Source organism: Albimonas sp. (assembly GCF_055129145.1).
On sequence record NZ_JBSRTQ010000197.1, the window covers coordinates 1 to 6516 of the forward strand.

Below are 6516 nucleotides of genomic sequence, written 5' to 3' on the forward strand. Positions count from 1 at the left end.
GGCGCCCCCGCCGCCAAGGCGGGGAGGGCGCCGCGCAAGGGCCTCAGAGGCCGGCGCGGGTCCAGATGCTCTCGTCGATCTCGCCCTTCAGCTCGGGATATTCGGCGGCGTGGAACGTCGGCTCCTTCCCCGCCTTGCGCTGGGCGAAATAGTCCCTGGTCAGCTTGGTCACCGTGCCCGACAGCGCCAGGATCGCGATCAGGTTGATCGTGGCCATCAGCCCCATCGAGGCGTCGGCGGTGTTGAACACCGTCGCCACGCTCTGCACCGCGCCCCAGATCACCATCGCCAGCGCCGCAATCCGCAGGACCATGAACCCGGTCTTGCCGCCGAAGCCGAGGAAGATCATCGCGTTCTCCGCATAGGAGTAATTCCCGATGATCGAGGTGAAGGCGAAGAACAGGATGGCGATGGCGATGAACCACGCGCCGGCCGCGCCGATATGCGCCTCGAGCGCCGCCTGGGTCAGCTGGGTGCCGGTCACGCCCGAATCCGGGACCAGCGCCCCCGACAGCAGGATCATGATCGCCGTCGCCGTGCAGATCAGCAGCGTGTCGATGAAGACGCCGAGCGCCTGCACGAAGCCCTGGGAAGACGGATGGTGCGGATCGGGCGTCGCGCAGGCCGCGATGTTGGGGGCAGACCCCATGCCGGCCTCGTTCGAGAAGAGCCCCCGCTTCACCCCGTTGAGCATCGCCGCCATCACCCCGCCCGCGACGCCGCCGGCGGCCTCCTGCAGCCCGAAGGCGGACTTCACGATCAGCGCGAGGATGCCCGGCACCGCGCCGAGGTTCATCGCCACCACGATCAGCGCCAGCGCCAGGTAGATCACCGCCATGATCGGCACCACCAGCTCGGCCACCGAGGCGATCTGGCGGAGCCCGCCGAAGATCACCGCGCCCGCCACCGCCGCCACCACCACGCCGGTGGCGATCTTGGGCAGCCCGAACGCGCCCTGCATCGCATCGGCGATGGAATTGGCCTGCACCGCGTTGAACACCAGCCCGAAGGAGATGATCAGGCAGACCGAGAACACGCCCCCCAGCCAGGGCATCCGCAGCCCGCGGGCGATGTAGAAGGCGGGGCCGCCGCGATACATCCCCTCGTCGCCGCGGACCTTGTAGAGCTGGGCCAGCGTCGATTCCGCATAGGCCGTGGCCATGCCGACCAGCGCCACCATCCACATCCAGAAGATCGCGCCGGGCCCGCCGAGATAAAGCGCCACCGCGACGCCGGCGAGATTGCCGGTGCCGACCCGGCTCGCCAGCGAGATGGTCAGCGCCTGGAACGGCGAGATCCCCTCGGACCGGTCGGAGTCGCGCGCGCCGAGGATCACCCGGAACATCTCGGAGAAATGCAGGATCTGCGGCGCGCCGAGGCGGATGGTGAAGTAGATCCCCACCGCCAGCAGCCCGTAGATGAGGACGTATCCCCAGAAGATGGTGTTCAGAAATCCGATGATCGCATCCATGACGGGACCCCTCCTGCCCAGGCGCGGCGGGGTCGGATGCCCCGGCGCCGCGCCGCGCCGCTCCGCGGCCGGCCGGATCGCCGGGCGCCTTCCGACTATGGAGGGCTGGTCTCGCGCTGCAATGTGTTGATGATTTCTAAATAAAACTTAATGAAATCAGAGCGGGATGCGCCGCCGGGCCGCAGGCGGGGCGGGGGAGGCGGAGCGGGCAGGGGCCTCGACCGCAGGGCAGGGCGCGACGCTCGACCCGTGACGACCCTGGCAAAGGGGCGACGCCCAAAGAAAGACGCCGCGCGGAGGTCCGCGCGGCGCCCATCGATTTCACCTCTCGGAAGATCGCGCCGTCAGGCGACGCTGCGCAGCGCGTGCGCCGGCTCTTCCCCGGCGGGGATGTCGGCGATGTCGCCCGACCCCGCCTCGGGACGCTCGATCAGCTCGGCATGCAGCGCGCGGATCGCGTCGTCCTGACGCTCGGCCGGGACCAGCAGCTGCACGTCGACGGCGCGGCCGTTGTCCTGCATCGCCAGCACCGGCACCGACGCCGCCTCCAGCGCCTGCAGGGACCGGCGCGCGACCGACAGCCCTTCGAGGTTGCGCCCGATGGCCGAGACCAGCGCCATCTTGCGCGCCCGCACCCGGGCCGAGGGGCAGGACGCGGTGATGTCGTTCTGCGCCCGCTTCACCAGCTTCAGCGAGGCGTCCACATAATGGGTCACGGTGTTGGCGTTGGAGCTTTTCGACACGATCCGCACCCGGTGCCGGGTCAGCGCCTCGAGGATGCGGGCGTCGTAGCCCTTCACCCCGACCATGTCCTGCTCGAACACCTCCAGCGACAGCACCGTCAGCCCGGTGACCATCTCGACCCGCGTCGCCCCGCCGTATTCGGCGTCGATCAGCGTGCCCGGATCGGCGGGCTCGAAGGCGTTGGTCACGCGCAGCGGGATGCCGGCCTGGCGCAGCGTCTTGGCGGCGCTGGGATGGATCGCCTCCATGCCCAGATTGGAAAGCTGGTCGGCCACGTCGTAATTGGTCCGGCCGAGCTTGCGCACCGCATGGGCGCCCACGACCTTGGGATCGGCCGAGGACAGGTGGAATTCCTTGTGCACGATCGCCTCCCGCGCCCGGGTGCGGGCGGCGAGACGCGAGAAGGTGACCTCGGAATAGCCGCGGTCGAATTCGCGCATCAGGCCTTCGCGGCACTGGGCGTAGCCGGTGACGATCGGCAGTTCGCGCGCGAGGTCGATGTCCTCGAAGCCGCGGTCGAGGCGTTCGTCGAGGTCGGGCTGGCTCTCGTCGCGCCAGCCGGTCAGGTCGACGAAGCGGGCGTTGACCCCGTGGCGGCGCAGAAGCGTGGCGGTGACGAAGGCGGAATGCGCCTCGCCCAACCCCGAGAGCAGCTCGCGGATGGTCATCATGTGTTCGTCGAGCTGGAAATGCCCGTAGGAGCAGAGGCGCTGCAGGTCGATCAGGCAGGAGCGCGCGCCCTCGATCCGCTCGCGCACGAAGTCGTCGGCGGCGCGGATGTCGGCCCTATCGTCGAGCACGGCGTTGTGGGCCTCGGACATGGCGCGGGAGACGGTGTTGAGCGCCTCGGACCAGCCGTGATCGTGGTCGGCGTTGGCGAAGAGCGAGTAGACGCCCGGCGCCCCGGATTTCTTGGCTTCCAACAGCAGGTCGGTGATGCCGGAATAGGCCGACACCACGAACACGCGGTTGTAGAGGTCATCCCCTTCGCGGTCGCCGATGAACAGCCCGGCGAGCAGCTCGTCCGAGCGGCTCATCGACGTGCCGCCGATCTTCTCGACCGTGTGCGCGCCAAGCGGCGCGTCGCTCGTGCTGCGGTTGGCGGCGATGGCGGGGGGGGAGTTCAAATCGTGGCGGGTCATGCCCAGGCCTCGTTCTTTTCTGCGGCGCCCGCCGGGTCTAACCGGCGGGCGCGAAAGGTCGCGAAGGAGAGCGGCGCGCTCAGGCGGCCTTCTCGTCCGCCGGCGCGTAGGAGCCGTCCTCGCGGTGGACCTCCGTGCCGGTCACGGGCGGGTTGAAGCAGCAGGCGAGCGTCAGCTCGGTCTTGGCGCGCAGGATGTGCTTGTCGTGCAGGTTCAGCGCATACATCACGCCGGGGGTGATCTCGTGGACCTCGCCGGTGGCCAGATCCTCGATCGAGCCTTCGCCCTTGGTGCACCACACCGCTTCGAAATGGTGCTTGTAGTGGAAGGTGTGCTCCGACCCCGCCTCGATGGTGGTGATGTGGAAGCTGAAGCCCATGCCGTCTTCGGCGAGCAGCAGGCGGGCGGACTTCCAGCGCTCGGCGCTCACCTCGCGCTCGGTGTTGCGGATCTTGTTGAAATCACGAACGATCATGTCGGTTCTCCTGGACTGTGAGGGGGGAGGGGGCGCGGACCGCGAGGCCCGGCGCCGCTCACTCCGCGGCGATGTCGATCTTCCGGGCGCCGACGCGGGCGGCGACGGCCGCCTCCACGATGTCGAGCCCGCGGGACAGAAGCTCCCGCTCGATGGTCAGGGGGGCGAGCACCTTGACCACTTCGTCATGGGCGCCCGAGGTCTCGATGATCAGACCCTTGTCGAAGCATTCGGCGCAGATCGCCGCGGCGAGCTCGCCGGAGCCCACGTCGATGCCCCGGAAGAAGCCGCGGCCCTTGAGATGCGCCTGCGGCAGCATCCCGGCGATGGCCTCCAGGCGATGCTCGAGGAAGGCGGATTTCTCCGCGATCTCGGCCTGGAAGGCGCCGTCGGCCCAGAATTTCTCGAGCGCGACGCGGGCGGTCACGAAGGCGTGGGAGTTGCCGCGGAAGGTGCCGTTATGCTCCGCCGGCTTCCAGATATCGAGCTCCGGCTTCAGCAGCAGGGCGGCGAAGGGCAGGCCGAAGCCGGACAGCGACTTCGCGAGCGGGATCATGTCCGGCTCCACATCCATCTCCTCGAACGAGAAGAACGTGCCGCAGCGCCCGCAGCCGGCCTGGATGTCGTCGAGGATCAAGAGGATCCCGTGGCGCTTGGCGATACGGCCGAGGCCCTCCAGCCATTCGCGGGACGCGGCGTTGAGGCCGCCCTCGCCCTGCACCGGCTCCACCAGGAAGGCGGCCGGCAGGTCGAGCCCCGAGGACGGGTTCTCGAGCATCGTCTCGAGCTGGGCGAGCGTGTCGGCGTCGGGCCCGAAAGCGCCCTCGAACGGCATCCGCGCCACGCCCGACAGCGCCATGCCGGCGCCGTTGCGCTTGCCGGCGTTGCCGGTGGCGGCGAGCGCGCCCAGCGTCATGCCATGAAAGCCGTTGGTGAAGGCGACGATGGTCTCGCGGCCGGTCACCTTGCGCGCCAGCTTCATCGCGGCCTCGACGGCGTTGGTGCCGGTCGGGCCGGTCATCATCACCTTGTGATCCATGCCGCGCGGCTCGAGGATCAGGCGCTCGAACGTCTCCAGGAACGCCTTCTTCGGGGCGGTGTGGAAGTCGAGCGCGTGGCCGATGCCGTCCTGGGTCAGGTGCTCGATCAGCGCCTGCTTCATGTCGGGATCGTTATGGCCGTAGTTCAGCGAGGAGCAGCCGGCGAGAAAGTCGATGTATTCGCGCCCGTCCTCGTCGGTGAGCGTGGCGTTGCGCGCGGTCGCGAAGCTGGCCGGGAAGGACCGGCAGTAGGAACGGGCTTCGGATTCGCGGCGGGCGTAGATGTCGGTGCTGTGGGAGGCGGTCATGATCGTCCTCTTGGGTCTGATCGGCGCTCCGTCGCCCGCGCGATCGAACGCGCAGGCGGAAGGCCACCGAAGCTGTCAGGCCTGCCTGGACGCGCCCGTGGTCGGGCGGCGGTCCGGGGCGGGCCGAGGGGGGCGCCTGGGCTCAGGCGGCGGCCTTGCGGCGGAGCGCGCCGAAGGGGCCGATCTCCACCATATGCTCGGTGTCGTGGCGGCCTTCGAAATGCTCGTCGCGCGTGAAATGCGGCTCGTTCTCGATCGGCGCGTCGCGGCGTTCGGCGAAGCGGCGGAACAGGGCCCAGCTCGCGGCGTTGGCGCGGGTGATGGTGGTGGTGATCCGGTCGACGTCCTTGCAGACGTCGCGCGCCAGGATGTCGTCCAGCATCCGCCCGGCGAGGCCCATGCCCCGCGCCTGCTCGGACACGGCCACCTGCCACACGAAAAGCGTGTCGGGGCGGTCGGGGACGATATAGGCGGAGATCCAGCCCAGAGCCTGGCCGTCGCGCTCGGCGAAGACGCAGGTTTCCGAGAAGTGGTCGCACTGCAGAAGATTGCAGTAGAGCGAGTTCCGGTCGAGCGGATGGCAGTCGCGGATGAGCTCCCATACGGCCGCGCCATCCGAGCTTTCGGGGCGGCGCAGGTCGGGAAGGTCGATCATGGCGGTGTCTCTGGGCATCGGTCCGTCGCGGTTGTTTCGGTTGACGTTCAATATATAGGGACCATGTGAGGTTTCAACACCGAAGCATCACCTGGCGTAAAAAAAGGCAGTTGACGAAAAATATGATGCTTCATAGTGATTTGGAGTCGAAAAATCTGGTCAATTCGACGTCAGGATGGTTCATGGTCCAAATTTCTCCCGATATGAGACGCCTGGAACCCCTTAGGAGGACGAACAATCTTCGCGCATCTTCCCCCCCCCGCCCAGAGGTCTAGAATGGCGACGCCGCCGAACCGCGCCGCGTCCCGAAGAGACCAGACCCCGATGCAGGACCGCCCGATGCAGGACAGACTGATCACCGCGCTCGTCGCCATGCGCCGGATCCTGCGCGCGACCGAGGCCTCGGCCCGGGCGCTGTCGCGCGAGACCGGGCTGACCACGCCGCAGCTGATGGTGCTCGAGCGGCTGCGCGGCGGGGCGGAGGCGACGCCGACCACGCTCGCCCAGTCGGTCGGCGTCGCCCAGGCCACCGCCACCGCGCTGATCGAGAAGCTGGAGGCGCGCGGCATGGTCCGCCGGCGCCGCGGCCAGAGCGACCGACGCCAGTACTGGCTGTCGCTGACCGATGCCGGCGACGCGGCCCTGCGGATTTCGCCCGATCCGCTGCAGCGCCGCTTCGCC

Annotated in this window: 6 protein-coding genes; 1 reads left to right on the forward strand and 5 read right to left on the reverse strand. The window is 68.7% G+C overall.

Annotated features, from left to right (window positions below):
• Positions 1-43: 43 nt before the first annotated feature.
• The 5 genes from ACTB72_RS19810 to ectA form a co-directional block, all read right to left on the reverse strand.
• A complete protein-coding gene (locus tag ACTB72_RS19810) occupies positions 44-1471 on the reverse strand; it encodes an alanine/glycine:cation symporter family protein (protein ID WP_463038744.1) in 1428 nt (475 codons plus the stop codon).
• Between the two features lie 344 nt (positions 1472-1815).
• Complete coding sequence (locus ACTB72_RS19815; protein ID WP_463038745.1) at positions 1816-3357, reverse strand: aspartate kinase; 1542 nt, start codon at positions 3355-3357, stop codon at positions 1816-1818.
• Positions 3358-3436: 79 nt separating this feature from the next.
• Entirely contained in the window at positions 3437-3832 is a 396-nt protein-coding gene (locus tag ACTB72_RS19820) for an ectoine synthase (RefSeq protein WP_463038746.1), read from the reverse strand.
• Between the two features lie 58 nt (positions 3833-3890).
• Entirely contained in the window at positions 3891-5180 is a 1290-nt protein-coding gene (gene ectB / locus ACTB72_RS19825) for a diaminobutyrate--2-oxoglutarate transaminase (RefSeq protein WP_463038747.1), read from the reverse strand.
• 142 nt (positions 5181-5322) lie between these two features.
• Positions 5323-5835 (reverse strand): diaminobutyrate acetyltransferase, encoded by a 513-nt coding sequence (ectA, locus tag ACTB72_RS19830; protein ID WP_463038749.1) that lies wholly within the window; start codon positions 5833-5835, stop codon positions 5323-5325.
• A 339-nt stretch (positions 5836-6174) separates the two neighbouring features.
• Between ectA and ACTB72_RS19835 the strand changes: the two genes are divergently transcribed.
• A partial coding sequence (locus ACTB72_RS19835) for a MarR family winged helix-turn-helix transcriptional regulator (protein WP_463038750.1) occupies positions 6175-6516 on the forward strand: 342 nt, incomplete at its 3' end.